The 26550-nt window shown below is 55.1% G+C and carries 24 protein-coding genes and 1 other RNA gene; 2 read left to right on the top strand and 23 right to left on the bottom strand.

Features of this window, described 5'->3' with window-relative positions; genetic code table 11:
• Positions 1–361: 361 nt before the first annotated feature.
• The 16 genes from DL346_RS27770 to rpoE all read right to left on the bottom strand — a co-directional run bounded on the left by DL346_RS27770 (position 362) and on the right by rpoE (position 15069).
• On the bottom strand, positions 362–625 hold the full coding sequence (locus DL346_RS27770) for a pro-sigmaK processing inhibitor BofA family protein (protein WP_112885635.1): 264 nt from the start codon (positions 623–625) through the stop codon (positions 362–364).
• Positions 622–900, bottom strand: a complete 279-nt coding sequence (locus tag DL346_RS27765; protein ID WP_240633480.1) for a YaaL family protein — start codon at positions 898–900, stop codon at positions 622–624. The genes DL346_RS27770 and DL346_RS27765 overlap by 4 nt, the downstream gene beginning before the upstream one ends.
• A gap of 148 nt (positions 901–1048) precedes the next feature.
• Positions 1049–1648, bottom strand: a complete 600-nt coding sequence (recR, locus tag DL346_RS27760; RefSeq protein ID WP_112885634.1) for a recombination mediator RecR — start codon at positions 1646–1648, stop codon at positions 1049–1051.
• Between the two features lie 32 nt (positions 1649–1680).
• Positions 1681–1992, bottom strand: a complete 312-nt coding sequence (locus tag DL346_RS27755; protein ID WP_112885633.1) for a YbaB/EbfC family nucleoid-associated protein — start codon at positions 1990–1992, stop codon at positions 1681–1683.
• Positions 1993–2038: 46 nt separating this feature from the next.
• Positions 2039–3841, bottom strand: a complete 1803-nt coding sequence (gene dnaX / locus DL346_RS27750; RefSeq protein WP_112885632.1) for a DNA polymerase III subunit gamma/tau — start codon at positions 3839–3841, stop codon at positions 2039–2041.
• Positions 3842–4085: 244 nt separating this feature from the next.
• Complete coding sequence (locus DL346_RS27745; RefSeq protein ID WP_112885631.1) at positions 4086–5540, bottom strand: ATP-binding protein; 1455 nt, start codon at positions 5538–5540, stop codon at positions 4086–4088.
• Between the two features lie 145 nt (positions 5541–5685).
• Positions 5686–5950, bottom strand: an RNA gene (gene ffs, locus DL346_RS27740) — signal recognition particle sRNA large type.
• Between the two features lie 69 nt (positions 5951–6019).
• Positions 6020–6406, bottom strand: a complete 387-nt coding sequence (locus DL346_RS27735) for a hypothetical protein (RefSeq protein ID WP_112885630.1) — start codon at positions 6404–6406, stop codon at positions 6020–6022.
• 83 nt (positions 6407–6489) lie between these two features.
• Positions 6490–6687, bottom strand: coding sequence for a 50S ribosomal protein L31 (gene rpmE, locus DL346_RS27730; protein ID WP_112885629.1), 198 nt, complete (start codon positions 6685–6687; stop codon positions 6490–6492).
• 131 nt (positions 6688–6818) lie between these two features.
• Entirely contained in the window at positions 6819–8078 is a 1260-nt protein-coding gene (locus DL346_RS27725; RefSeq protein WP_112885628.1) for a radical SAM family protein, read from the bottom strand.
• A gap of 21 nt (positions 8079–8099) precedes the next feature.
• The gene (gene rho, locus DL346_RS27720) at positions 8100–9488 is read right to left on the bottom strand and encodes a transcription termination factor Rho (protein ID WP_112885627.1); all 1389 of its coding nucleotides are present in this window, start codon (positions 9486–9488) and stop codon (positions 8100–8102) included.
• A gap of 114 nt (positions 9489–9602) precedes the next feature.
• A complete protein-coding gene (locus DL346_RS27715) occupies positions 9603–10850 on the bottom strand; it encodes a UDP-N-acetylglucosamine 1-carboxyvinyltransferase (RefSeq protein WP_112885626.1) in 1248 nt (415 codons plus the stop codon).
• Positions 10851–11039: 189 nt separating this feature from the next.
• Entirely contained in the window at positions 11040–11894 is an 855-nt protein-coding gene (fba, locus tag DL346_RS27710; protein WP_112885625.1) for a class II fructose-1,6-bisphosphate aldolase, read from the bottom strand.
• Positions 11895–12154: 260 nt separating this feature from the next.
• Complete coding sequence (locus DL346_RS27705) at positions 12155–12556, bottom strand: response regulator (protein ID WP_112885624.1); 402 nt, start codon at positions 12554–12556, stop codon at positions 12155–12157.
• 124 nt (positions 12557–12680) lie between these two features.
• A complete protein-coding gene (locus tag DL346_RS27700; protein ID WP_112885623.1) occupies positions 12681–14285 on the bottom strand; it encodes a CTP synthase in 1605 nt (534 codons plus the stop codon).
• 211 nt (positions 14286–14496) lie between these two features.
• On the bottom strand, positions 14497–15069 hold the full coding sequence (gene rpoE / locus DL346_RS27695; RefSeq protein WP_112885622.1) for a DNA-directed RNA polymerase subunit delta: 573 nt from the start codon (positions 15067–15069) through the stop codon (positions 14497–14499).
• A gap of 389 nt (positions 15070–15458) precedes the next feature.
• On the opposite strand from rpoE, the gene DL346_RS27685 reads away from it, so the two are divergent.
• Entirely contained in the window at positions 15459–16601 is a 1143-nt protein-coding gene (locus tag DL346_RS27685; RefSeq protein WP_240633479.1) for a S8 family peptidase, read from the top strand.
• A 42-nt stretch (positions 16602–16643) separates the two neighbouring features.
• Here the strand turns inward: DL346_RS27685 and argS (DL346_RS27680) are convergent, their stop codons facing one another.
• The 7 genes from argS (DL346_RS27680) to speE form a co-directional block, all read right to left on the bottom strand.
• The gene (gene argS / locus DL346_RS27680) at positions 16644–18323 is read right to left on the bottom strand and encodes an arginine--tRNA ligase (protein WP_112885619.1); all 1680 of its coding nucleotides are present in this window, start codon (positions 18321–18323) and stop codon (positions 16644–16646) included.
• Between the two features lie 61 nt (positions 18324–18384).
• Positions 18385–18843 (bottom strand): YwiB family protein, encoded by a 459-nt coding sequence (locus DL346_RS27675; RefSeq protein WP_112885618.1) that lies wholly within the window; start codon positions 18841–18843, stop codon positions 18385–18387.
• A gap of 75 nt (positions 18844–18918) precedes the next feature.
• On the bottom strand, positions 18919–20658 hold the full coding sequence (gene argS, locus DL346_RS27670; protein ID WP_112885617.1) for an arginine--tRNA ligase: 1740 nt from the start codon (positions 20656–20658) through the stop codon (positions 18919–18921).
• Positions 20659–21085: 427 nt separating this feature from the next.
• A complete protein-coding gene (locus DL346_RS27665) occupies positions 21086–21604 on the bottom strand; it encodes a DNA-deoxyinosine glycosylase (protein ID WP_112885616.1) in 519 nt (172 codons plus the stop codon).
• A gap of 58 nt (positions 21605–21662) precedes the next feature.
• Complete coding sequence (locus DL346_RS27660) at positions 21663–21914, bottom strand: DUF7667 family protein (protein WP_112885615.1); 252 nt, start codon at positions 21912–21914, stop codon at positions 21663–21665.
• Between the two features lie 216 nt (positions 21915–22130).
• Positions 22131–23000 (bottom strand): agmatinase, encoded by an 870-nt coding sequence (gene speB / locus DL346_RS27655; RefSeq protein ID WP_112885614.1) that lies wholly within the window; start codon positions 22998–23000, stop codon positions 22131–22133.
• An 18-nt stretch (positions 23001–23018) separates the two neighbouring features.
• Positions 23019–23846 (bottom strand): polyamine aminopropyltransferase, encoded by an 828-nt coding sequence (speE, locus tag DL346_RS27650; protein WP_112885613.1) that lies wholly within the window; start codon positions 23844–23846, stop codon positions 23019–23021.
• A 216-nt stretch (positions 23847–24062) separates the two neighbouring features.
• Between speE and DL346_RS27645 the strand changes: the two genes are divergently transcribed.
• A complete protein-coding gene (locus DL346_RS27645) occupies positions 24063–26168 on the top strand; it encodes a transglycosylase domain-containing protein (protein ID WP_112885612.1) in 2106 nt (701 codons plus the stop codon).
• Positions 26169–26550 lie beyond the last annotated feature (382 nt).

Here is a 26550-nt window from a genome sequence, read left to right as displayed (position 1 = left end):
AACTCTCCATAAAAGTGATCCGAAGATCATTTATGAATTCGCTTGTTAGCTCATTCAAAAACTAGCTCTCGTTGAAACTCGCTTCGTCACATAAGTGACTAACATCGTTTCACCGTTTTTAAAACCTTTTGACAGGTCGCTCATTGTTCAGTTTTCAAGGAACAAATTCATTCGTTTCGTTCGCCCATGTCTCAGCGGCGACTTGATTAATATATCACACTCGGTCATTTAATTGCAAGCACTTTTTTTAATTTGTTTTTGCAACTCATTTTCCTTCGTGTGACGCGAAAATTAATTTAACACATTCGCATCGATATGGTCAAGTGTTCCTCGACAATTCATGGCTTTCAATGTTTTCCACCTAAAATAGCGTCATCTGCAGCCCTACGATCAAGGCTATGCCCGGTACGCCAAGCAGCACCGCCGTGCCGATCGTCGCCGGATTTATCGGCACCTCCATACCCGTTATAAGACCTGAATAATTAAGCATGTATAAGGTTAACGCCGCTGCGATTAAATGCAGCGCAAATCGCCGCACCCATTGCAGAGACAGCCGATTCCGCAGGATGACTCCCACCAGAAGCAGCGATGACACGACTAGGCTAACCATCCATATCGTTTTCATACACTTACACCGCCTTTCACACTTGTCCATTCCACTGGCAAACGCTTGGCTTTACGGATCAGCATTTCATACCGCTTCTCCGCGGCTCCGATCGCGAAGATCGCATAGTCGATTTGGTCTTTCCCGAGCGCATAATCGAAATAGCGGTATGCGTTGTCCCATTCCTGCTTAGCCAAATGAATCTCCGCGTACAGCTCCAGTTGTTCTTCCTGCTCCGTCATGCGCTGCTTCAGCGTGGCAGCCTGTTTTTTAGATCGCAGCCATTTCATCCACATCTCGATCGCTCCTCTCATTCCCCTGGTCTTATAGTTGAATGTATGAGTGAGACGCGGAATTAGAACAAGCTTCCCCTGCCGCCAGCACGCCCGCAAACAAAAAAGCCCTGCGAGCACGAATGCTCGCAGGGTTTGTCTGATGCAGGGATTAACCCAATTCTCTTCGACCCTCAAGGGCCTTGGATAATGTGACTTCGTCAGCATACTCCAAGTCTCCCCCAACAGGGAGGCCGTGCGCGATTCGGGTTACTTTGATGCCAAAGGGCTTGACCAGCCGGGATAAGTACATGGCAGTCGCTTCCCCTTCAATGTTGGGATTCGTGGCGAGAATCATCTCTTGAACGCGCTCGTCGCTCAGCCGTCTGAGCAGCTCGGCGATGCGGATCTCATCAGGCCCGATGCCCTCCATAGGCGAAATTGCCCCTTGAAGGACATGATACTGACCTTGATATTCCTTCGTGCGCTCCATCGCCACCAAGTCCCGGGATTCCTGTACGACGCAAATAACGGAGTTATCCCTGCTCTGATCCGAACAGATCCGGCATGGATCGGTATCCGTAATGTTGCAGCATACGGAGCAGTAATGCAAATTCCGCTTCACGCTGACGAGCGCCTTCGCGAAATCGATGACGTCGTCCTCTTTCATTTTCAAAATATGAAAAGCCAGCCTGGCCGCCGTCTTCGGACCGATACCCGGCAATCGGCTGAAGGCATCAATAAGTTTGGCTATCGGTTCGGGATAATACAAGGCGCAGCTCCTCTACTTTTGAAACGTTCGTTTTAGAATAGACCCGGGATTTTCATACCGCCCGTGAATTTGCCCATATCTTTGTTCGCCAACTCGTCGGCTTTGTTCAGAGCATCGTTGATTGCGGTCAGAACAAGGTCTTGCAGCATTTCGATATCGTCCGGATCTACGGCTTCCGGCTTGATCACGATGCTTTGAACATTCTTATGGCCGTTAACTTGCACCGTTACGACGCCGCCTCCGGCAGAGCCTTCAATGATCTTCGTACCCAGCTCTTCTTGCGCTTTCAGCATTTGCTCTTGCATCTTTTTCACTTGCTTCATCATTTGGTTCATGTTGTTCATCTTGAAATGTCACTCCTCAGTTATAGTTAAATGCATTGCGGAACAATCATTTGTCTTCTATGACTACCAGATCTTCGCCGAACAGCTTGACGGCTTCTTCCACCCACTCCGGCTCTGCCGGTGCAGCCCCTGCCTCATCCTGCTGAAGCATCTGGAGCTCGCCTGCCGGCGCAGGCCCTTTCTCGGTTGCGGTCTGCCACTCCTTCAGCATGACTGTCGCAAGTCGAATCGGCCTGCCGAACGCCTCATGAAGCGCCCGTTCGATAACATCCCGGTTAGCCGGCTTTTCCGTCGTTTCGCGGTGAATGGAATTCTTGAAGGCTACAAGAATCGTATTGTCTGCAGCTGCGACGGGATCGCCGTTCACAAACCAAGCGTGCGTCGAAATATTATACCCCTTCACGCGCTGCAAAATGTCGCTCCAGCGCATGCGCACCTGTCCCGTCGCCTGGCTCTCAGCCGCGGCGAGGAAGGGATCGAGCTTCACGCGGGCGATCGCATTCGCACCGGCCCCCGAGCCGCTTCGCGCGGCGAAGCTCGTCGCGCCGCCGCGACCGCCGCGCTGCCCGCCTCCGGCCTGTTCACCGGCGGAGACAGCGCCCGCCTCCGGACGCACGCCGGAGGCCAGGAGCTGCTCGATCTTGCGTTCCAGCGCATCGATGCGCTGCTGCAGGCGCTGCACTTCTTCGGCTCCGGCGGGCGCTCCGCTTGTCGATGCCTCTTCCGCGGCAGGCACGGCAGCCGAATCTTCAGTACCGCCGCCGGCTTGCATCGTGCAAATTTTCATCAGCGCGATTTCGAAGATCGTTTGCGGCAGCGCGGCATGCTTGATTTCAAGCTGATACTGGTTTAGCACATCGATCATGCGAAACAGCAGCTCCGCGCTGAACGATTGCGCCACTTCACGGTATTTGGCTTGATCAACGATCCGCTCGGTCGAAGCGCGCCCTTGAGGAGCCAGCTTCAATACAAGCAGATCCCTGAAATAGTATATTAAGTTTTCAAGACACTTATCTGCGCTCTTGCCAGCCTGCATCAGCCCTTCTACCAAAGGCATGATAGCCGCGGCATCGCGCGCCCGAATCGCTTCGGCCAGCTGCTCGAATTGCTCCGCCGCAAGACCGCCGGTTACATCGACGGCATCATTGAGCGTAATACGCTCGCCGCCATAGGCCGACACCTGCTCCAGCAAGCTGATTGCATCCCGCATCCCGCCATCCGATAGTCTGGCAATGTAAGCAAGCGCGTCTTCGTCCGCTTGGATGCCTTCTTCCGAGCAAATCTGCCGCAGGCGCTCCGTCTGCTCCGGCAGCGAAACTTGCCGGAAATCAAACCGCTGACAGCGCGAAACGATCGTCGCAGGCAGCTTGTGCGGCTCCGTCGTTGCCAGAATGAAAATGACGTGGGCAGGCGGCTCTTCAAGCGTCTTCAGCAAGGCGTTGAAGGCTTCGGTCGTCAGCATGTGCACCTCGTCAATGATGTACACTTTAAAGCGTACTTCCGAAGGAGCATACCGAACCTTGTCCCGAATATCCCGAATCTCATCTATACCGCGGTTGGAGGCTGCATCGATCTCAACGACATCCATGATCGTTCCGGCCGTGATTCCCCGGCAAGCATCACAGACGTTGCAGGGCTCCGTCGTCGGTCCCCGCTCGCAGTTGATCGCTTTGGCCAATACTTTAGCCGCGGTTGTCTTGCCCGTTCCTCGCGGCCCATTGAACAAATAAGCATGGGACACACGCTGTTCGCGTATGGCGTTCTGCAAGGTTTGAATAATATGCTGCTGGCCGACCATATCCTGGAACGTCTGCGGACGCCAGGCACGATATAAGGCGATATGTGACATACGTTCCGTTCCTTTCGGCTGCTTACGTTCACGGGGCCATAAGACAAGCCCGGTCCCTTTATTATACACGATGCCGCCAGCCAAGCCAAAACTACTTTGCCGTCCTAGAATAGGCAAAATAGTTTTGTGCTTCGATCATACAGACATATATCCGAGTGAAGCTATACATGCTGTATGATCAAAAAAACCGTTCTCATTCACGATTCTTCCCTATGTCGCAATGACGGCACCTCGCGCTTTCGTTTCAGCAAGGGAGCACGACCTGCAGCAGCGCCCCGCCTGATCTCGGCACAGCCGCGACGCTCCCGCCGAAATCATGCATGATCCGCTGGCATACGGAAAGGCCGAGCCCTGTCCCGTTCTGCTTGGTGGTGACGAACGGGTCAAAGATTTTGTCTATGAAATGAGCCGGTATGCCCGGACCCGTATCCTCTATCTCGACCAGCACCTGCGACTTCTTGCCCGCGCGAATCACCGAACCCCTCACGGTGAGCGATCCGCCGCCTTCCATCGCCTCGATGCCGTTCTTGCACAGGTTCAAAAACACCTGCTTCAGCATCTCGCCGTCTGCGAGCACGCGCGGCAGTTCAAGCGTTTCATCCCAGCTTACGGTCACATTATGTAAGAGCGCTTCGCCCGCGATGACCGGCATAATGTCGCGGAGCACGGACCCAATTTGAATCCAACTGGTCGAAACCTCTTTCGGTTTGCTTAACAAGAGAAACTCGCCAACCAGTTGGTTGATCCGGTCCAGCTCGTCCAGCATGATGTCCGTGTATTCTTTCTCCTTGTGCAGCTCCCGCTCTATCATTGATTTACGGAACATCTGCAGGAAGCCCCGAATCGCGGTAAGCGGATTGCGGATCTCGTGCGCAGTGCCCGCCGCAATCTGACCGATCATCGCAAGCCGGTCGCTGCGCTGGACTTGAGTCTCAAGCGAACGCAAATTGGTTACATCCTTGAAAATAATATAAGCGCCATCCTTCACTTCACCGATGCTCCGCAAAAGCCCGACGTCCATGAGCATCTCGCTCTGCTTCTCGCCGCGGATCCACGTCAGCGGATAGTTCCGCACCGGCTCTCCGCTTGCCAGCGCCTCGCAGATGATCGCATATTCTTTCTCCGCACTGGCGAAGAACGTAGACAGCTGCTCGTTGACGAGAGCCGATTTGGCCACGCCAAGCAGCTGGCAGGCAAGGGGGCTGATATCGAATATGCGCAGCGTTTCCGGATGAAGCAAAATAACCCCGATATGTTCATCCTGCAGCATCGTTTCCCCGAAACGCTCGATCAGGCTGCTTTTCTCGCAATCATGCCCGAATAGAAAAAGAAGGCAGCGGATTCCCTGCTCGGTTTGCGCAATAATCGGTGAAACCGTTACGTGCATGGAGCCGCCGTCCGCTTTGAGTATTGTTATCCCAATGGGTTCCTCGCCAGGATGAAGCAGATGCCGCCTTATGGCTTCTATCGATTGCGCCGGTTCACCGTTAAACAGATGGCTGTCCGTCACGGTATGGATGCCCGTATACAGCAGATCCGATTCCGTATGGCCCGTTTCCTTTAGAAATTGCGTATTCACGTGGACCATCCGTCCGTCTTCATCCACCACCACGATCATCGTCCCGCCGAACTGGGCACAATAGCTCTCGAGCGTTTGAAGGCTCAATCGAACAATAGAAGCTGAAGGTATCTCATGCATGCTGCGCTATCCCCTTTTCGTAAATCCAACCCGTTCCTATTCCATTCGTCCACAAAAGTTGATAATCCTGCCAAAACGCAAAAAAACATCCTAATCAGACTCGATTGGAGTCGAATTAGGATGTTTGGTGGATTCATTAGTAGGACCGTGCACCTACCCTCGATTGATGCGACATGAGCGGCACTTCCACTCCCAGCTCAGGTCAAGCACCCCTCCGGCACATGAGCGGACCTGCTTATGGCTGCTTCCTTCCGGACCTGACCCGTTCACAGGCGCCCATTGCGGAGGACCCGACCGTCAACACTGTTCATGGACACCAGCCCCACATCGACATAACCTAAGATAGGGATTCAACCTCGCTACAGCGGATTGCGAGCTACAGGGCACCGCTACCTCCCCGTCTAGCACGGCAAAAATAAGTATAGCTTGTTCTACCTTAAAGTGCAACCGCTATTGGCTGGAAGTTGCTGCACACGATATCATTTCACTCGGACGCTCACATGATAGCGCGGCATGTTGTCCCGAAGCACCTTCAGCGCCCTGGCCCTAAGCTGCTCTCTATTCACGCCCCGCTTGGGCGTTATGCTTACATTCATATCAGGTCCTTGAATCGTAATGTTGGCCTTGTCGACCCCGCTGACCTTCGCGAGCTGGCGCTGCGCAAAATCACCGTCGTCATCATAGTTTAAAAATTGGCCGTTTCGGTTCGGCAGATTGGGATTGCTGTTCGATAGCCCCATGTAGCCGTCATGGCCGTATGAATTGGAATTGTAGTTGTTAGTGGCGTCTTTATTGCCTCCGCATGCGGACAATGATATGGCGGTCATGAGCGCGATGGCACCGAGCAAAGCAGACTTAACTCGCATAAAAAAACCTCCCTTTAACCAATAGGATGGCTGAGGGAGGTTCTTGTATTCTGCTAATTTCCGGAAATCCCGGCCAGCATGGCTTAGATACCGTATTTCTTTTTGAATTTGTCGACGCGACCGCCGGCATCCAGGAACTTCTGCTTACCCGTGAAGTGCGGGTGGCAAGCGGAGCAAATCTCAACGCGCAGGTTCGATTTGATCGAACCGGACTCGAAGCTGTTGCCGCAAGCGCAAGTTACCGTCGTGACGTGGTATGTCGGATGAATACCTTGTTTCATCTCGTTCACCTCTTTCTGCCCTGGATCAACAGGCGGACCCAGAGTTTAATACACACATATTGAGAGTATAGCATGCAGATCCTCGGGAAAGCAATGCTTTTGTCCAGGCTCAAAAACTTACCAGCCCGGTTCTAGAGCGGCTGCTTCAAAGGTGCCGGAGGCACATGCGTGTAGGAACCGATGACGACATCCGGCAGCTCGTCCGCGAATATTTCGAGCATCTGCTTCATCCCGTAAATTTCGCCCTGCGGCTTCGGAATGAGCTCCAGATAGCTCTCGGGATCGATATTCAAATTCCGCATTTGGATCAGCTTCAGGCCCGTACGTTTGACAAAACCGAGCATCGCTTCGATTTCCTCTTCTCGGTCCGTCACGCCAGGGAAAATGAGATAGTTGATGGACGTATACACGCCTTTATCGGAAGCATAGCGGAGCGACTTCTCGACATTGGCCAAGCTGTAGCCGCGCGGCTTGTAATAGGCATTGTAATGATCGTCAAGCGCGCTGATCGTGCTCACGCGCATCAGATTCAAACCTGCATCGACGATGGCGCGGATATGATCCGTTAGTCCCGCATTGGTATTGATGTTGATGTAGCCCATCGATGTGCGCTTGCGCACTTCGAGCATAGATTCGACGATGATTTTGGCTTGCGTCGACGGCTCCCCTTCGCAGCCTTGCCCGAAACTGATAATGGATTCCGGCGTAATCAAATGCTCCATCATGACGTCGACGACTTCTTGGACCGTCGGCTTAAAGTTCATGCGGGTTTGCGGCGCAAGAAAGCCGCTATCGTCCGGCTGCTCCGAAATACAGCCATAACAACCCGCGTTGCAGGAGAAGGATACCGGTACGGCGCCTTCCCAGCGCTGAAGAAATGTATTGGATGCAGTCAAGCATTCGTAGCCGAGCGCGCAATTAGACAAATGCTTATAAAGCCGGTTCTCCGGGTACTTGGCTAGCAGCCGCTCTACACCGACATTCAATTCCTTGATGTCGCAATTGAGCGGATTCCAGCGCTCTGGATCGTCGCATTTCTGGGCGGTCACGTAAAAGCGATCGTCCTTCCAGACGACTGCGGAATAGCCGAAGAGCGGCAGTTTCTGCATCTTATCCGTCTTCATATAACCCGGAATGCACAGACGGGTATAACCCTGAGGCAGCAGCGCGCCAACAGCCTGCACATTGCCCGGCAGAGGACGCATCTCGCCGGACGCGTTGTGGATGCCGATCGGCCGCGTATGCGGCAAGCCGACGATCGTCGCGCCTTCCGGCAGCGGAATCAACTCGTCTTCCATCAGTTCGACGATCATATCGCCGCTGCGGCCAAGCCCGGTCCAATCGGGATGATCGAATAAATTGCCGTGTTCGTCTGCGTAAACGAGATTCATGGTGTACCTCCTAGAGCGTTCCTATGTTACAGGCGTCGTGCGGCTTGACGGCCTTCTCGAAGCGCTCGTGCTTGCGCCGCTTCCCGCAGTGCCTTGACTCGGTCTGCCGCTTCCTGTACTAGAGCTTGTGCCAGGTCTGTTTCTTGGTGCCGACGACGTTACGGCCGAAGTATCAAGCGAAGCCAGGAACTCTTCGTTGGTCTTCGTGTCGGCGAGCTTCTTCAGGAAGCCATCCACAAATTCCATGGAATCGTTCATGCTCTTGCGGATTGCCCACACTTTATCCAGCTGCTCCTTGGACATCAGCATTTCTTCTCGGCGGGTGCCGGATCTGCGAATGTCGAGCGCCGGGAAAATACGGCGTTCCGCAAGCTTCCTGTCCAGATGCAGCTCCATATTGCCCGTACCTTTAAATTCTTCATAAATAATATCATCCATACGCGAGCCCGTCTCCACCAGCGCGGTTGCCAAGATGGTCAAGCTTCCGCCTTCCTCCACGTTTCTCGCCGAGCCGAAAAACCGTTTCGGGCGATGGAACGCCGCCGGATCGATACCGCCGCTCAGCGTACGGCCGGATGTCGGCACGACCAGGTTGTAAGCACGGGCAAGACGCGTAATGCTGTCCAGCAGAATAACGACGTCCTTCTTGTGCTCAACAAGCCGCAGCGCACGCTCCAGCACCAATTCCGCTACTTTCACGTGATTTTCCGGCAGCTCGTCAAAGGTCGACGCTACTACCTCGCCTCTGACCGAACGGGACATATCCGTTACTTCCTCCGGACGCTCGTCGATCAGCAGCACAAACAGTTCGATTTCAGGATTGTTCGTGGAAATGCTGTTGGCAATTTCCTTTAGCAGGAGCGTTTTGCCGGCCTTTGGCGGCGCAACGATCAATCCGCGCTGGCCAAGGCCAACCGGCGCCAGCAAATCCATAATTCTCGTCGATAATTTCGGCTGGGCAGTTTCGAGCACTAGCTTCTTTTCGGGATAGAGAGGAGTAAGGGCTGGAAAATGAAGGCGTTCAGCAGCATGTTCGGGGCTTTCTCCATTAACGGCATTTACTTGCAGTAATCCAAAAAAGCGTTCGTTTTCTTTAGGAGCGCGGCATTTGCCGGAAACCAAGTCGCCTGTGCGGAGGTCGAATTTGCGGATTTGAGAAGCGGATATGTAGATGTCCTCTGGACTCGGCAAGTAGTTGATCGGCCGCAAAAATCCGAAGCCTTCCGGTAAAATTTCGAGTACGCCCTGCATAAACATGAGTCCGCTCTGCTCGGCTTGCGCGCGCAGGATGGCAAAAATCAATTCTCTCTTCTTCAGTTGGCCATAGCCCTGAATCTGGTGCTGTTTGGCCAGCTTGTAAAGCTCCGTAAGCTTCATCGCTTCAAGATCGGCGATTTGAAGTTCGGACATAGTATCACCACTTTTTATCAAGGTTCAATTCTATAATTATTCCAAGCCTATTCCATCATTGCCGGAATCGGCCCTTCCTATAACAAGGCCGATTCGGAAATGATGGGAACCGGGCTACTCGCGCCAAACGTCCGCGCCTAGCATCCGCAGATTCTCTACTAAATTGTCATAGCCCCGGTCAATGTATTCCACGCCGGTGATTTCCGTAACGCCGCCGTCAACCGTCAGTGCCGCAACCACGAGAGCTGCGCCTGCGCGCAAATCGGCCGCACGCACCTTCGCGGCATTCAGCAGGCCGCCTTCCACGATAGCCGATCGGCCTTCCACCCGAATGTTCGCTCCCATGCGCGTCAACTCCGGAACATGTTTGAATCGGTTGCTGTAGACATAATCGCTCAAGATGCTGACGCCTTTCGTCTGCGTCAGCAGGCTGGTCATGGGGGATTGCAAATCCGTGGCAAAACCGGGGTACACAAGCGCTTTCACATCAATCGCTTCATAGGCCGGCTGCCCGACAATGCGGATGGCTTCGTCCATTTCGTACACATGCACGCCCATCTCCTGCAGCTTTGCCGTTACCGCTTCCATATGTTTAGGAATAACATTGTCGATCAATACGTCGCCGCGCGTTGCCGCCGCGGCAATCATGTAAGTGCCGGCTTGAATCCGGTCCGGAATAATCGAATGCCTGCAGCCGTGAAGCCGCTCGACGCCTTCAATCCGGATCGTTTCCGTTCCGGCTCCTTTGATTTTGGCGCCCATAGCGCTCAGAAGGGTCGCTACATCTATGATTTCAGGCTCTTTTGCCGCATTTTCGATAATGGTGGAGCCTTTGGCCCGGGAGGCCGCAAGCATAATATTGATGGTTGCCCCGACGCTGACGACGTCGAGGTAGATCTTCGCGCCGCGCAGCTCCTTCGCTACGATTCGAACGGAGCCATGGTCATTGGTTACCTGTGCGCCAAGCGCTTCAAAGCCTTTGATATGCTGATCAATCGGACGAGGCTCGAAATTGCAGCCGCCCGGCAAACCGATCGTTGCTTCGCCGAACCGGCCAAGCAGCGCGCCCATCAAATAATACGATGCACGAAGCAGCTTCACTTTGCCATTAGGCATCGGAATCGACTTCATGCTTGAAGGATCGATGACGATGGAATCGCCGCTCCACTGCACGCTTGCGCCGAGTTCTTCCAATATTTCGCTGTAGACCGCTACATCGCTGAGGTGAGGCAAGTTATCAAGGGTTACCGTCGATTCGGCCAATATGGCCGCAGGCAACAATGCTACCGCACTGTTCTTGGCGCCGCTGATTTGCACGGTGCCGCGCAGCGGACGTCCGCCGCGGATCATTAGTTTTTCCATCCGTCTAATTATCCTCCCATCCGGAAGAGAGCAAGAAAACGAAACAGCCGCGTGCCGCCCCCCGGAGCAAGCTCCTTATATGCCACAAAGCAAGCGCTCCTTCCGGTAAGCCTGGGGCCAAACGGAGGGAAGCGCCTGCTTCTCATTTCGCGCGCATGCGCGGCTGTTCGATTCTATAGCTTTCGTCTGTTACGCCTGGTTGCTGCTGCCGAACAAGCGGATCTTCTCTTGAACGACTGCTTTCATTGCATTACGTGCAGGCGTCAAGTATTTGCGCGGGTCGTAAACCGAACCGTTAGCTGCAAGCACTTCGCGAATTGCGTTCGTGCATGCCACTTGGTTTTCCGTGTTTACGTTGATTTTGCCTACGCCTGCCGCGATGGACAGACGAATTGCTTCGTCAGGTACGCCGGATCCGCCGTGCAATACAACCGGCACCGGAATCGCGTCCGTTACCTTTTGAATGATATCATAGTGAATCTTCGGTTCGCCTTTGTACATGCCGTGAGCCGTACCTACGGCAATCGCCAAGCAGTCAACGCCTGTTTCTTCGTAGAAACGGATCGCTTCTTCCGGCTTCGCCAGGGATGCGTGCTCTTCGTCAACGCTGATGTCGTCCTCAACGCCGCCGATTGTGCCAAGCTCGCCCTCAACGGAAACGCCCATAGCGCGCGCCGCTTTAACGACTTCTTTAGTCAATGCAATATTTTCTTCGAGTCCGTAGTGGGACCCGTCAAACATAACGGAAGAGAACCCTGCACGGATACATTTCATCGCAACTTCAAAGCTGCTGCCGTGGTCCAGGTGAAGCGCGATTGGCAAACCGGATTTCTTCGCTGCCGCTTCAGCAATGGCAACAGTGTACTCCATACCCATGTACTTCAAAGCGCCTTCGGATACACCGAAAATAAATGGCGATTTCTCTTCCATTGCGGCTTCTGTGATCGCTTGCGCGAACTCCAGGTTGTTCATGTTGAACTGGCCGACCGCGAATTTGTTTGCTTTTGCCTTTGGCAGGAATTCATTCATCGAAACGAGTGGCATGGTTCTCTACTCCTCCTAATGTTTTATGAAGCGTCGGGCTTCATAATTTTGTCTTTGATATGCGTTTGCTTCGCAAAACCGCCTCAGCGTGAAAGCAGGCAATCGCCATGAAATTCTGACAATTGTCCCGGCACAATCACGCTGCAAATATCGCACCAAATGATTATAACACAATCAAGGGTCGTTTGGTACAAGTCTTGGAAGTCGACATGCCGCTTTTCGACTCTATAAGATAAAAAAAAGCAGCAGGATCCGTTTTCCTAGGATCCTACTGCATACCAGCCGCCTGACTGCTCGTCGCTGCGCAGCTGAAGATTGACCGCCATCCGCATCTCATCAATGTCGAACGGCTTCGTAAAGTGCATAAGCGCGCCGTGATCGGTCGCTTCCTTAATCATGTCAAGCTCGCCATAAGCCGTCATCATGATGACTTTGATCTCCTTGTTAATGGCTTTGACATGCTTCAATATTTCCAGTCCGTCCATACCCGGAATTTTCATATCGAGCAAAACCAAATCCGGAGCTTCGTTTCTCACGATTTCAAGAGCCAGCTTGCCATTGGGCGCTTGAAAGGTGGTATACCCTTCGCTGCTGAACACTTCCATTAACAAAATTCGAATGCCATTCTGATCATCGACAATCAAGACTTTCTTGTTTTCCAACTTGAAACCCTCCTAAGAATGTACGACAATCATCGTCACGATTTGGATTAGTATTCCATATTCGTTAATGATTTCGCGCCGTACCATCCAAATTCCTGCTTCTCTTGGAAAATATTTATGTTGACTACTTCTCGGCCAGCTCCAGCGCCGCTCTGACAAAACCGCGGAACAACGGCTGCGGGCGGTTTGGACGGGACGTAAACTCCGGATGGAATTGGACCGCCAGGAACCACGGGTGGTCCGGACATTCTACCATTTCGACAAGACGTCCGTCAGGCGATGTGCCGGTAATGTGCAGACCTGCGGATTCGATCGTTTCGCGGTACTCGTTGTTGAATTCGTACCGGTGGCGGTGACGCTCGTATACCAGCTCGTCGTTATACTCGCGCGCTGCAAGGGAGCCCGGCGTCAGCTTGCACGGATACAGGCCGAGGCGCATCGTGCCGCCCATATCCTCGATGTCCTTCTGCTCAGGAAGCAAATCGATAACCGGATACGGCGTAAGCGGATTGATCTCGGAGCTGTTCGCATCCTTCAAGCCCGTCACATGGCGCGCATACTCGATGACAGCGACCTGCATGCCAAGGCAGATGCCGAAGAACGGGATCGCATTTTCCCGCGCATAACGGATTGCCGTGATTTTGCCTTCGATCCCGCGATCGCCGAAGCCGCCGGGGACCAAGATGCCGTGTACGCCTTGCAGTTTGTCGGCCACGTTCTGTTCGGTCAGCTCTTCGGCGTTCACCCAACGCACCTTCACGTCCGCATCGGCATCGAAGCCGGCATGGCTGAGCGATTCTACGATACTGAGGTACGCGTCATGCAGGGCAACGTATTTACCTACGATCGCAATCTCGGTCGTACGGCTTAGCTGCTGCACGCGGCGAACGAGCGCTTCCCACTCGGTCATGTCCGGAGGCGTAGTCGTCAGCTTCAGGTGGTTTACGACAATCTCGTCCAAACCTTCATCGCGCAGGTTGAGCGGCACTTCGTAAAGAGTCGAAGCGTCGCGGCATTCCACGACTGCGTTGGCGTCGATATCGCAAAACAGCGCGATTTTGCGTTTCATGTCGTCTGCCAGCTCATGCTCCGTACGGCAAACGATTACGTTCGGCTGGATGCCGATGCTTCTCAGTTCTTTCACGCTGTGCTGCGTCGGCTTTGTTTTCACTTCGCCCGCCGCTTTAATGTAAGGAATCAGCGTAACGTGGATGTACATCACGTTGTCGCGGCCGATGTCGCTCTTAATCTGGCGGATCGCTTCGAGAAATGGAAGGCTCTCAATATCGCCGACGGTTCCGCCGATCTCGGTGATGACAACGTCTGCGCCGGTCTCTTTGCCCGCGCGAAATACGCGTTCTTTGATCTCGTTTGTGATATGCGGAATGACTTGAACCGTGCCGCCCAAGTATTCGCCGCGGCGTTCCTTGGAGATGACGGTGGAGTAGATTTTACCGGTCGTTACGTTGCTGTTCTTCGACAGGTTGATGTCGATGAAGCGCTCGTAGTGGCCCAAATCGAGGTCCGTTTCGGCGCCGTCGTCCGTTACGAACACTTCGCCGTGCTGGTAAGGACTCATCGTTCCCGGATCCACGTTGATGTACGGGTCGAATTTCTGGATCGTTACTTTCAGACCGCGGTTCTTGAGCAATCGGCCGAGCGATGCTGCCGTGATCCCTTTGCCCAGCGATGATACGACACCGCCTGTTACAAAAATGTACTTAGTCACTGATGATACCCTCCACGCCTGTATGTTAAGTATAGGTTCTCCAATTTCCGAAGAAAAATGGTCGATAAAAAAGAAAAAAGTGACACCCGCATACACGGGGCACTTTCTGATTTTCGCTTATGACTTGCATGTCCGAACTTGAAGCCCATCAAATAGTGTACTCCGCGCAGATGCCCCGTGTCAAGTGACGCGGGGCTCTGCAAAAAGTGGATTATTTGTCGTCGTCATCCTCGTCTTCGAAGTCCTCTTCGGCATCGTCTTCGTCTGCCGCTTCGTCTTCGCTGTCTACTTCTTCGATGGCTTCTTCTTCCATCTCCTCGTCGTCGATCAGGACTTCCTCGTCGACCTCAGCCTCTTCCTCCGCCTCGTCGAAGAGCTCCTGATCCTCGTCATAGGAATCGAAATCATCCTCGTCCGCTGCGAAGGTATCCTCTTCTTCGTCCGGATACAGATCGTCGTCGTCTTCTTCGTCGTTGATGATGCGGGAACGCTTCGCGTTGCCGACCGGATCCTCGTTGCGCTCGACCGGATACCAGCGCTTCAACCCCCACATATTGCTGCCGACGCACGCGAAACGTCCGTCGATGTTGATTTCTGTATATACTTGCGCAATTACATCGTTGATTTGTTCTTGGGACAGGCCCCGAATTTTTGCAATTTCCATCATTAAATCGCGGTAATAGAACGGCGTGTTGGCCGCCTTCAGCAATTCAAATGCCAAGTCGACCATTGGCATTTCCTTTACGATCTCAGGATCGATTTTCAAGACGATCTCGCTGCTCATCTCGGACACTTCCTCTCGTATCAAACTGCTTGTACCCCGCAAAAACGATCTCGCAATCCTAAGCAGATAAATCGTTTCGTGCGTAAGCAATCCATTATCAACCTATAGTAAAACCTATTTCTCTGGAAAAAGCAAGCTGTCCCCTATTACGAGCGGCAAAAAGAAAAAGCGAAGGATGCTCCCTCGCTTTGACTGTATCCTTCCGGCTAAGGCGCTGCCGCCATATCCGGTATTAAGAGCCGCTAGTGACTCTTGGTTTATACTATGTGCCCGTACGGCGAATGACACGGTTTGCAGCCTAATTATGCGAAAAAAGGCAAGTTGCTCATACAGCTTGTTGCTCTCGTTCATACAATACTGCAGCATGATTCGCCATGGGGGGAAGCAACTTGGACAAATCCGCAATTCTCCGCCTTTTGTATAGCGCTTTAACTCACACTGCGTCCGCCGCCAAGCGGCGAATTGTCCGTTTCCGGCAGAAAAGCGACTATGAGCGCTTCCTTCATGAGTGGTCAATGATCGACAAATCGCTGACGGAGGCATCCGACGCGATTCGTCACTTGCCGTTCATTCAAGGGTTTTCGCTGCGCGTTCCCGGCGAGTTGCTGCGTACCCATGCCCATGATGGCATTTGGATCGAAAACGATCCATTAATTTCGGTGCATCATTCAACATCGACATATAAACCGGTGACCCGCGAGAAGGGCATCCCTTGGGGCGTGCAGGAGATCAAAGCGCCGATAGCATGGAGCATGACGACGGGCCACCGCATCAAAATAGGCGTGATCGATACGGGCGTTGATTTCAGCCATCCCGATTTGAAGCAGTCGCTCGGACGCGGCATCAACTTGCTGAACCGCGGGACGCTCCCGCATGACGACAACGGCCACGGCACCCACATCGCCGGCACCATCGCCGCCGCCAATCAGGTACACGGCATGATCGGCGTCGCTCCGCGTTCGACCGTTTATCCGGTCAAGGCGTTTGATCATAACGGCAGCGCCTTCGTCTCCGATATTGTACTCGGCATCGACTGGTGCGTGCGCAACCATATGGATATCGTCAATATGAGCTTCGGCATGAAAACGCGAAGCAAGTCACTGCTGACGGCCGTAACGAACGCGTACAACGCCGGCGTCATCATCGTTGCTTCCTCGGGTAACGACGGCAAGCGGAAGTCGATCGACTATCCGGCCCGTTATCCGCAAACGATCGCGGTCGGAGCGACAAACCGGCTGCGGCGCATTGCGCCGTTCAGCAACCGCGGCATGTATATCGACGTGTATGCGCCGGGCGACAAGATCATTTCCGCGTGGCTGCGCGGCAAATATAACGAGATGAGCGGCACGTCGATGGCCACTTCGCATGTGAGCGGTGCCATCGCGCTGCTGCTAGCCATGCGGCCGGGGTTGTCGCCAAGCGATATCAAGGCCGTCGTCAAGCGCTCCATGCTGCCGCTTAGAGGCACGAAAGCTCCCCGGACAACCGGAGAGCTCGATGTAATGCGAATGCTTCAGGCCGGGGAAAGGTAAAGTCCCCGGCCTATTTATTGTGTTGTGCGGCGCGGAGACGAACTACATGCGCTCCGGCGCGGAAACGCCGACGAGACTCAGTACGTTCGCGATCGCGGTCCGAGCGGCGCCGAGAAGCGCGAAACGCGCCTGCGTTTGAGCCGCGTTTTCGGTGATGACGCGGTCGGCACGATAGTAGCTATGGAACAGCGCCGCCAGTTCGTAGACATAACGGATCAGGCGATGCGGCGCATATTGAGCGGCTGCTTCGGCGATTTCCTGCGGCAGCTCGCCGATTTTGCGAAGCAGGTCGAATTCATGCTCGGTCGACAGCTGGCTGAGATCCACCTCCGCAAGCGGCAGGATGGCGATGCCTTGCTCCTCCGCCTGGCGGAAAATGCTGCAGATCCGGGCATGCGCGTATTGGACGTAGAAGACCGGGTTTTCGTTCGATGTCGAAATCGCCAGGTCCATGTCGAAATCAAGATGGGAGTCCATGCTGCGCATCGTGAAGAAATAGCGGATCGCGTCGATGCCGACTTCCTCCATAAGGTCCTCCATCGTCACGGCTTTGCCGGTCCGTTTGGACATCTTGACCTTCTCGCCGTTCTGGAACAGGGACACCATCTGCGCGATCAGGACGACGAGCTTCTGCGGATCGTTGCCGAGCGCCTCCATCGCCGCTTTCACGCGCGGGATGTAGCCGTGGTGGTCGGCGCCCCAGATGTTGATCATTTTGTCGAAGCCGCGTCCGTATTTATCGCGGTGGTAGGCGATGTCCGGCGTCAAATAAGTGTACGAGCCGTCATTCTTCACGAGAACGCGGTTCTTGTCATCGCCGTACGCCATCGTGTTCAGCCAAGTTGCGCCCTCTTCTTCATAGACTTGGCCGCGTTCGCGCAGTGCCGCAAGCGCCTGCTCGACTTGGCCCGTCTTATAGAGCGAGGTCTCGCTGTACCAAACGTCGAATTCAACGCGGAAATCGCCGAGGTCGCGCTTGATCTTGTTCAGCTCCCGCTCCAAGCCGTAATCGCGGAAGAACGTGAAACGCTCTTCGTCCGTCAGCGACAACAGGCGGTCGCCTTCGGAAGCCGCGAGCTCCTTCGCAAAGCCAATAATATCTTCGCCGTGGTAGCCGTCCTCCGGCATCGCCGCATCCTGGCCGAGCGCTTGCTTGTAACGCGCTTCGATGGAAAGAGCGAGATTCGCCACTTGGTTGCCGGCGTCGTTGATATAGTACTCTCTCGTGACGCCGTAGCCGGCAAAATCAAGCAACTTGCACAGCGCATCGCCGACGGCGGCGCCGCGGGCATGGCCCAAGTGCAGGCTGCCCGTCGGGTTCGCGCTGACAAACTCCACTTGTACGCGGGCGCCTGCGCCTTGATCGACGCGGCCGTAATCAGCGCCCTGCTCCAGCGCCTGGCCGATGACCGGATACAAGTAGCTGCGGTCCATTCGGAAGTTAATGAAGCCCGGGCCTGCGATTTCCGCGCTTTGAATGGACGCTTTCTTCGTATCGAGGTTCGCGATAATCGCTTCGGCGATTTGGCGCGGGTTCTTCTTCGCAAGCTTCGTCAGCTGCATCGCCGCATTCGTCGCGAGATCGCCATGCGCTTTCTCCTTCGGCACTTCCAGCACGAACACCGGAAGCTCTTCGCGGGCCGCAAGCCCAGCTGCTACGACCGCATCCGCGATCGCTTCTTTCACCTGCTCATGAAGCTGTACGATAACATTCGTTTTCATAGAAATCCTTCAATCCCCCTGATGGTCTAATCTTTCTTCTCTTGATTGCTTTGCCCTTCTACTATGTCAGCAGCTCTTCTGCTTGCAGCCGAATAATAAACTCGCCGGTCGGCTCATCGTTCACGAGCAGCCGGTAATGCCAGATAAGCAGCATCGGAAGCTCCGGCCTCAATTGCTCTTCGCTCGGGCCGGCCTTCGCCAGATCGCCGAATTGCACGATAAGCAGCCTCGTATCCGTCTCCAGATGAAAGGACGCGTGCTCCGATTCATAATGGCCGGTATGTCTGGCCCCCGCCGAGAACTTCTGCTGCGACTCCACGTCGCCCCGGCGCGTCACGCTCAGCTCGCCGTCGCGCCAACGGATCATCGTACGCACCGATCCGCCGCCTTCTCCGTCTTCTTGATACAGGATGAAGACGGTTCCGCCTTTGCGGAACCACTCGCCCTGAAATACGTTCTCTTCCACTTCCCCGTCGATATCGCTTCGCAGCGAAATCGTGACAATCGCTCTATCTGTCATAATCTGCGGTCTCCCGTCGCCTTATATGCTACTGTCCCCACTATATACAGGAGCATCATCAATTTCAATGTCTCGTCATATCTGTTCCGGTGTCCGCAGCCCCAGCAGCGCAAGCCCCGAGCGGAGTACGCCGGCGACCGCAGCTGCCAGCAGCAGCCTGGCTTCCGTCTCCTCCCGGTTCTCGGTCAAAATGCGCTCCTGATGATAGAACCGATTGAAGCGCTTGGCGGCATCCAATAGGAACCGCGCGACAACGGCCGGCTCGTTCTGACGGAGGGCGTTTGCAATCGACTCGGGATACGCGGCAAGCAGCTTCAGGCATTCCCATGCCGCGGCGCCGGCAAGATGGCGACCCAACCCGCCGCTCTCGGTGACAGCGCCGGATAAGCTGCGCGCCTCCGCATCCGCCAGCGTCAGCCCGCCCTTATCGAGCAGCTTGAACGCTCTCGCCGCCGTATACTGCACGTATGGCCCGGTCTCCCCTTCGAAGCGAAGCGCATCATCCAGCGAGAAATCGATCTCCAGCATCCGGTGATGAAGCAAATCGCCGAAGACGATCGCGCCGATGCCGACAGCCTCCGCCGTATCCTGCGCATCGGCCAGATCGGGGTTTTTCTCGGCGATGATCGCCGCGGCCTTCGAGACCGCTTCGTCCAGCACTTCGTCGAGGAAGATGACCTGGCCCTTGCGCGTCGACATTTTGCGCCCGCCGAATTTCATCAGTCCGAAGGGAAGATGGAGACATTCGTCCGCGACTTCCTCGCCCATACGCTTCAGGACGGCAAACACCTGCTGAAAATGCAGCTTCTGCTCCGCGCCGACCACATAGAGCAACAGATCCCCGCCCATCTCGTTCTTTCGGTAGAGCGCCGTCGCCAAGTCGCGCGTAGGGTAAATCGTCGTGCCGTCCGATTTCAGAATGAGGCAAGGCGGCAACCCCTCCTCTTCCAAGCGGACAACCTGCGCGCCGTCGCTCTCTTCGAGCAGCCGCAGCTCCTGCAGCCTCGATACGACGGCAGCCATCTTGTCATTGTAGAAGCTTTCGCCAAGCGTATGATCGAACTGCACGCCAAGACGCGCATACACGCGGTCAAACTCCTCCATGCTGAAGGACACAAAATGGCGCCACAATTTATACGCTTCCTCGTCCCCGTTTTCCAGCTTCCAGAACCAATGCCGCGCCTTGTCTTCCAAAGAAGGGTCGCTTTCGGCCTCTTCGTGAAACTTCACATAAAGGCGCAGGCTCTCGCGAATCGGCTCTTCCTTCAGCTTGGCTTCATCTCCCCAGCGGGTATAAGCCTCCAACAGCTTGCCGAACTGCGTCCCCCAGTCGCCGATATGGTTGACCGTGACGACCTCATAGCCGGATGCGCGGTACAGCTGCGCAAGCGCATTGCCGATCATCGTGGAGCGCAAATGCCCGACGCCGAAGGGCTTCGCGATGTTAGGAGAAGACATATCGATGATGACCCGTTGCCCGGCACCGGCCTGCGATTGGCCGAATTCGGCCAGCAAAAGCGGCGCGAGCAGCTTAGGCGCCCATTCTTCCCTCTCGAAAAAGAGGTTCAAGTACGGGCCATTCGCCGCCGCACGGACATTCGAAGGCCCTCCGGCTCCGATATGCTCCGCAAGCTCGGCCGCGATATCGACGGGCGAGCGTTTCCATTGACGCGACAGCGAAAAGCAAGGAAAGGCGGCATCGCCAAGCTCCGGATTTGGCGGAAGCTCCAGCACCTGGGCGATCTCGTCGTGCGTCATCGCCGCCGACAAGTAAGGCTGCAGCTGCACGGCAGCCCACTGCAACAACAGATTCATCTTGATCATCCTCCCCGAACGTGGTTTTCGGCCTGAAAACAATAAAACCCCCGTCTCTAGTAAAGAGACGGAGGTCAAATTTCCGCGGTACCACTCTTCTGGTCTTTCCATGCCTGCGCGAATAAGCTGCAGGATCGAAAGCCTCTCAAGCACGATAACGGCGTGAACCGGATCCATCTACGTGCAGGCGCCGCCCGCAGTTCAATGCATCTACTCCCGGGTCCGCTTCGCTTGCGCCGCTGCACCGGCTTCCACCAAGGATGATTGGTTGCGAGGCCAATAGGCCGCGCAGCATTCATCCAACCCGGCTCGCTGCTAGCAACGATCTGCAAGGTACTGTCCCGTTCATCGCATGTTGCGTTATGCTGTATTTCCCCTATTATATGCAACCTCGCGAAAAATGCAAGCCTCTTTCTCGGGGCTAACGCTATGTAGTTTCCAGCGGATTCAAGTATGGCAGCAAAATGCGCCAAGCTTCGATGCGGTCTTCGGTCGTCCGCATGGCCGGTGTCGGAATCGGGCTGGTGGACGGCAGCTTCAGCAGCGTGAGTCCGTTCTGCTCGGGCAGGCTTCCAAAAGACTTCCGGAACGAATCGTGCGACTTGGTTCCGTTGCACGCGATGCAGCGGATGCCCGGATGCTCCTCCAAGAGGCCGGGAATATCGTTGGGCAGCTCCTCGCGGATGTTGGCATCGAGGCTGCCCTCGCGCTGGCAGGACGCAATTGTATCCCACAGAGCAATGCCGCGCTCCTTCGCAAACGCGAGCCGGGCCTCATAATCCTCGTCCGGGGAAAGGCCGAAAAGCCCGTAGATCACCCGCCAAAAATGATTGCGCGCATTCCCATAATACTTTTGCATCGCAAGCGAGGCCGCCCCCGGCATGCTGCCTAGAACAAGCACCCGCGCATGCGGGCCGACCTCCGGCGGAAACGAATGTACCCTCATCCCGCAATCCCTCCTCTCCTTCTTAAGTAACCTGAAGAGACGGTTTTTACAAGCATCGCTACAGCTGCGTGGATGCCGGCGGCGTGCCGGTCAGCCGTTCGATTTTGCGGCAAATGTCGTGCTGCCACTCCGTGTCGCCGGTCATTGACGCCAGCAGCGACAAATTGTACAAATTGGCCACTTGCCGGCAGATCATCGCGTTCACCGCCAGGCAGTGCTCGAAATCCGCCAGCTCCTCCGCCGAAAGCGCCCGTTTGCTGCGTATGGTCCACAGCTCCGCGAGCCGTTCGTGAATTGGCATTAAGCTCATGATTCCGCTCGCCCCCTTTTATCGTTAGCATGCTACTATTCTTCATTATGACCAAAATTTCAAGCGCTAAGCGGCCATGACGCAGGAAGCACGCTAACTGGGGCTGCTTATTTCTATTTTATAGCGGCGCCATGCGCTCCGAAACTTGACCGCGAAATAGAAAAAGCCTGATTTTCAAAGAAAAAAGGACGGAAGCCATGCTTCCGTCCCGCCTGTTTACTTAATGAAGCCGAGCAGCATTTCGCGGATGACTTTCGCCGCGACGATCTGCGTTTGCTCGGTCGGGTCATATGCAGGCGCAACCTCTACGAGGTCGCAGCCGACAATGTCGATGCCGGCATTGGCAATGGCATGAACCGCGTCGATCAGTTCTTTCGACGTGATGCCGCCGGCTTCCGCCGTGCCTGTACCCGGTGCCGCGGATGGATCGAGCACGTCGATGTCGATCGTCAGATAGACAGGGCGGCCCTTCAGCTCAGGCAGTATTTCCTTCAGAGGCTCGAGCACCTCGAACGGGTAGAAATTGATGTTCTCGCGCGCAAACTGCCACTCTTCGCGGGAGCCGGAACGGATACCGAATTGGTAAATGTTCTTGCCGCCGATGAGACCGGCTGCTTTGCGCAGCGGCGTGGAGTGCGAAAGCGGCTCGCCTTCGTACTGCTCGCGCAGGTCGGCATGGGCATCGAAGTGAATGATTGCCATGTCCGGATATTTCTTATATACCTCTTGGAAAATCGGCCAAGAGCACAGATGCTCGCCGCCTAGGCCGATAGGCATCTTCCCGTCTTCCAGCACGCCTGCCACGAACTCGCCAATGATGTCGAGCGAGCGCGCCGCGTTTCCGAACGGAAGCAGCAAATCGCCGGCGTCGAAATATTCGATGTCCTCCAGGCTGCGGTCCAGGTACGGACTGTACTCCTCCAGGCCGATCGACACCTCGCGGATGCGCGGAGGGCCGAAACGGGAGCCTGGGCGGAACGATACGGTAAAGTCCATCGGCATGCCGTATATGACGGCCTTGGATGCGTTATAGTCATCCGAGCTTAGAATGAATACATTGCCGGAATATTTTTGATCAAGTTTCATGGCAGCGGTCGTCTCCTCTTACTTAACCAGGTCTTCCACAAATTTCGGCAGAACGAATGCCGCCTTGTGCAGACGCGGGGAGTAGTATTTGGTGTCGATTTCAGGGATGCTGGACTCGTCCACTTCAAGCGGATCGTACTTTTTGCTGCCCATCGTAAACGTCCACAGACCGCTTGGGTACGTCGGTACGTTTGCCCAGAACACGCGTACGATCGGGAATACTTCCTTCACGTCGCGGTTTACGTTGGCGATCAGGTCAGGCGTGAACCAAGGGTTGTCCGTTTGGGCTACGAAGATGCCGTCTTCCTTCAGCGCATCGTAGATGCCTTGATAGAAGCCGCGCGTGAACAGGTTAACCGCGGGACCGACCGGCTCCGTGGAGTCAACCATTACAACGTCGTATTCGTTCTTATGATCGTGAATGTGCATGAAACCGTCGTTTACGATCACTTCTACGCGAGGGTCGTCCAAGCCGCAAGCGATTTGCGGAAGGTATTTTTTCGAATATTCGATAACTTTGCCGTCGATATCGACAAGCACCGCTTTTTCCACGTTCGGATGCTTCAAAATTTCGCGGATGACGCCGCCGTCGCCGCCGCCGACAACCAATACCTTCTTAGGGCTTGGGTGCGTGTACAGCACCGGGTGAGCTACCATTTCGTGATAAACCCACTCGTCTTTATCCGTAGTCATAACCATGCCGTCCAGGACGAGCATCGTGCCGAATTCTTCCGTCTCGATCATATCGAGCTTTTGGAATTCCGTTTGCTCGCTGACGTAGGTTTCCTTCACCTTCATCGTAATGCCGTAAGTAGGGGTTTGCTTCTCCGTGTACCACAATTCCATCGTTTCGTTACCTGCTTTCTTTGTATGTAGTGGTGCTATTGATCATAGGGTCCGATGTTTCAATCTGTATTATAAGTTAACGAGGGGAAAAAGCAACCTTTTGCCAGTATGGCACAAAAATTTCATATTAAGCTGCGCGTCCCTTGAATAGGGTGTCCCAATGTTTTCCATACTAGTGGGATAAAGCGGACTTTCTTCCGGTAAGGAGACGTGCACATGATGAAATTTCGAATCGGGCAGAGCGGCGGCAGGAAGCGTCGGCTGCCTGTTTCTATTCAATTGGAAAAATGGATGCCGCTGCTTGCGAGGGTCAAGAGATGGCTTCTTTATTCAGGCGCAGCGCTGCTGCTCATGTTCATTGCCGCGTTTTGTTTCCTTTATTACTTGCGCGTTCAGGCGCTGCCCGCTTCGGCGATCAGTCAAACCTCGCAGATGCTCGATGCGCAGGGCCATGTCATCGATACCTTTCATGCCGGCGAGAACCGGCAGTCGGTGCCGCTGAAGCAAATTTCGCCTTATCTCGTGGAAGCGACGCTCGCGATCGAGGACCAGCGCTTCTATGACCATCTCGGCTTCGACATGAGAGGAATGGCCCGTGCGGCGCTTATTAATGTAGAGCATATGTCGCGCAAGCAGGGGGCGAGCACGTTAACTCAACAGCTGGCCCGCAACCTGTACCTCACCCACGAGCGCACTTGGTCGCGCAAGCTGAAGGAAGCGATGTATACGATACAGCTGGAAATGCATTATTCCAAGGATGAGATATTGGCGCTGTATTTAAACCAAATCTACTACGGTCATGGAGCATACGGCGCGGAAGCCGCGGCGCAGCTGTACTTCGGCAAGCATGCCTCCGAGCTGACGCTCGCCGAGAGCGCCATGCTGGCGGGCATTCCGAAAGGCCCCAAGTACTACTCGCCGTATATGGATATGAAAAACGCGAAGGACCGGCAGCGCACCATTCTCCAGACGATGGTGAACCAAGGCATTCTGCAGCAAGAAGCGGCGGAAGCGGCCGGCGCCGAGCTGCTTAGCTTCGTGCCGCTCGGTACGAGCAAGCAGACGGGCATGGCCCCCTACTTCCGCGACTATATACGCTACATGGCGGTCGATAAGCTCGGCATCGACGAACGCACGCTTAGCGAAGGCGGCATCCGCATCTATACGACGCTCGATCCGGATGCGCAGCGCGCGGCGGAGGAAGCCGTCGCCGCGGGCATTCCGGAGGATTCGGAGCAGCAGGCCGCTCTTGTCTCCATCGATCCGCGTACCGGCTACATTAAGGCGATGGTCGGCGGGCGCGATTATAGGAGCAATCAGTACAACCGCGTCTTTGCCAAAACGCGCCAGCCCGGATCGTCGTTCAAGCCGGTCCTGTACTTGACAGCTTTGCAGGAGGGCGTGCTGACGCCGGTATCCCAATTCAAAAGCACGCCGACTATCTTCACCTACGATGAGGGGCGCAAGACGTACTCGCCGAGCAATTACAACAGCAAGTACGCAGGCGATTTTATCGATATGCGGCAGGCGATCGCAAGCTCCGATAATATCTATGCGGTCAATTCGATTATGACGGTAGGACCGGAGAAGGTCATCGGCATGGCCCGCAAGCTCGGCATCGACAGCCCGATGAAGCCGGTGCCGTCCCTCGCGCTCGGCACGTTCCCGATCAGCCCCTTCGAGATGGCCTCCGCCTTCGGCACGTTCGCTAACGGCGGCGTCCGCATGGAGCCTACCGCGATTCTTCGCATCGAGGACAGCAAGGGCAAGGTGCTGTATGAAGCGCAGCCCGCTTCCGAACAGGTGGTGGATGCAGCGCATGCCTACGTGCTGACAAGCCTCATGGAGAGCGTGTTCGATACCGGCGGTACCGGCAACCGCGTCTCCGCGATGATCAAGCGTCCCGTCGCCGGCAAGACCGGCACAACCGCGACGGATGCCTGGCTGGTCGGCTACACGCCGGAGCTGGCGACGGCGGTCTGGGTCGGCTACGACAAGGGCCGCAAGCTGACCTCCGTTGAGGCCCGCCGCGCTGCGCCGATCTTCGCCTCGTATACGGAAGCGGCGCTTTCCGCCATTCCGCCTAAGATCTTCCCGCTGCCGGACGGCGTCGTCTCCGTCTACGTCGATCCGGACAGCGGCAAGCTCGCCGGAAAAGGCTGCCCGAACCGGCGGCTGGAATCGTTCGTGAGCGGCACGCAGCCGGTTGAGGTGTGCGGCTTGCACGGTGACGCCGGCTCGGAGGCTTCGCAGGAAAACAGCGCGCGCGAGGAAAAATCCCGCGGCTGGTGGAAACAGCTCAAGCGGTGGTGGACGAATTAGTTTAGTTTTGTGACGGGGTAATGCCGCGCGCCGGATTGGCGCGCGGCATTGTTTTTTGTGTTGCTAAGCGATACAACGCAAAATGGGTAGCGCTCGGCGGCAAAGCGGCGAATGTAACACCAAGTGAGGTAACAGTTACGCACATGGGCGGAAAAGCGGCGAAAGCAGCCCCAAGAGAGGTAACAGTTACCGCACATGGACGACAAAGCGGCGAAAGAAGCCCCAAGAGAGGTAACAAATTACCGCACATAGACGGCAAAGCGGCGAAAGTAACGCCAAGTGAGGTAACGATTACCGCACATGGACGGCAAAGCGGCGAAAGTAACGCCAAGTGAGGTAACAGTTACGCACATGTGCGGCAAAGCGGCGAAAGCAGTCCCAA

Source organism: Paenibacillus montanisoli, assembly GCF_003268025.1.
Taxonomy (GTDB): domain Bacteria; phylum Bacillota; class Bacilli; order Paenibacillales; family Paenibacillaceae; genus Paenibacillus_Z; species Paenibacillus_Z montanisoli.
This window is presented reverse-complemented; position numbering and strand designations above follow the sequence as displayed.